General features: G+C 78.7%; 1 protein-coding gene. It reads right to left on the bottom strand.

All coding sequences use genetic code 11. From position 1 onward, the window contains the following. Nucleotides 1-86: 86 nt before the first annotated feature. Nucleotides 87-1,639, bottom strand: a 1,553-nt coding sequence (locus AB0K09_RS33220) for a helix-hairpin-helix domain-containing protein (protein WP_366069111.1), incomplete at its 5' end; no start/stop codon positions are given.

Below are 1,639 nucleotides of genomic sequence, written 5' to 3'. Positions count from 1 at the left end.
CCGGCCCTTCACCACTGGGATCGCCAAGCGTCAGGCGCCGAAGGAGGTGTGGCACACCAAGGTCTTCCGCCGCATCAACGTCGTGATCACCTCGGCGCCTGGTGGGCGGTGACGGCCCAGCCGTGCCGCACCTCGTCGGCCACCCGCTCCGGGGGGACGACCACGGCCGTGCCCGCGCAGTCGAGCCGCAGGCCCTCCGCGCCGGCCGAGACCACCGTGCCCGGCACCATGCGGCCCGGGGCCGGGACGTAGGCGACCCGGTCGCCCGGGTCGAAGCCGCCGAACCGGCCCGGGCCCGGGTTGAGCCGCTCCTTGAGCGCCGCGTTGAGCGCCCGCGTCCCCGCGGCGCCGCCGTGGCCCGGGGTGATGACCTGGGTCTGCTCCGCCGGCACGCCGAACGCGCGCGGGACGGAGTCGGCGACCAGCTGCACCGCGCGGTGCACCGCCTCGCCCGCGTCCCGCACGGGAACCGTCACGACCTCCTTGCCCGGGGCCTCGACCTCGGCGAGCTCGCCGACGCCGATGCCCGAGACCAGCTCGCCGATCGGCCCCGGGTCCGGGGTGCGGGAGACGACGACAGGACAGGCGCGGGACGCCACGACGTCCGCGAAGACCCGGCCCGGCCCCGCCGACCACAGCACGCCGGGATCGCCGCCCAGCACCAGCCGGGCGCCGTCCGGCAGCGACTCGACCAGCAGCGCCGCCGTCTCCACGTCCAGCTGCGGGGCGTCGAGGACGGCCAGCAGGTCCAGGGCGAGGGCGCCGTCCTCGTCGCGGCCGGGACCCTCCTGGCCGGACAGCAGCCCGGCCACCGTGACGGCCTCCTCGTCGCCGAGGGCGGCCAGTCGCCGCCTGCCGTCCTCGGTGTGCGCGGCGGCGTACGCCCGCAGGCCCGCCGAGCGCGCCGCCGCGACGAGGGCCGCGGGCTCGGCGCGTGCCGCCTCGCCGCCGCTGTGCGCGACCAGGCCGGAGGCCGCGGCGGCGCGGATCAGCTCGGCGGCGGAGGGGGAGGGGGCGGCCTCCGCGGCCGCCGACCAGTCCGCGGCCTCCACGGTGCCCAGCAGCCGCGCGAGCCCGTCGGCGAGGCTCTCCTCGGCCATGGCGTACCGGTCGAGGCCCAGCAGGAGCCGTACGGGCTCCCCGCCGGCCTCGCCCTCGCCCGAGTCCGCGCCCGCGTCCTCGCCGGCCTGCCCGGCGTCCGTCCCGCCCTCGGGGAAGACCAGCACCGCGCCCTCCGCGATCACGCCCTGCAGGGCGGCGTCCGGATCCGGTACGGACCGCTTGGCGAGCTCCGCCCGCAGCACGGACGACTCCAGCACGGTGTGCCCCGCGAGGGCGGCGCGCTCCAGCAGCCAGACCACCAGGGCGTGCGCCCGGCGCTCGTCCCCCGGCCCACACTCCGGTCCGAGCAGAGCCCGGGCGAACCCGTCCGCCTGCTCGGGCCGCACTCCGGCCACCGCCAGCAGCCGCCAGGGGTCCTCCCGCAGCTCCTCGGCGGCGTGCTCGCCCAGTGCCTCCGCGGCCTTCGCGGCCAGCTGCTCCGGCGCCCCGCCGGCCGCGTAGGCGATGCCCCGCGTGTCCAGCAGGACCGTGCAGTGGGCGCGCTGCGGCTGTTCCTCGCGGCGCACCATCAGCTCGC

It is taken from the genome of Streptomyces sp. NPDC049577 (assembly GCF_040675635.1).
Taxonomy (GTDB): Bacteria; Actinomycetota; Actinomycetes; order Streptomycetales; family Streptomycetaceae; genus Streptomyces.
This window is presented reverse-complemented; position numbering and strand designations above follow the sequence as displayed.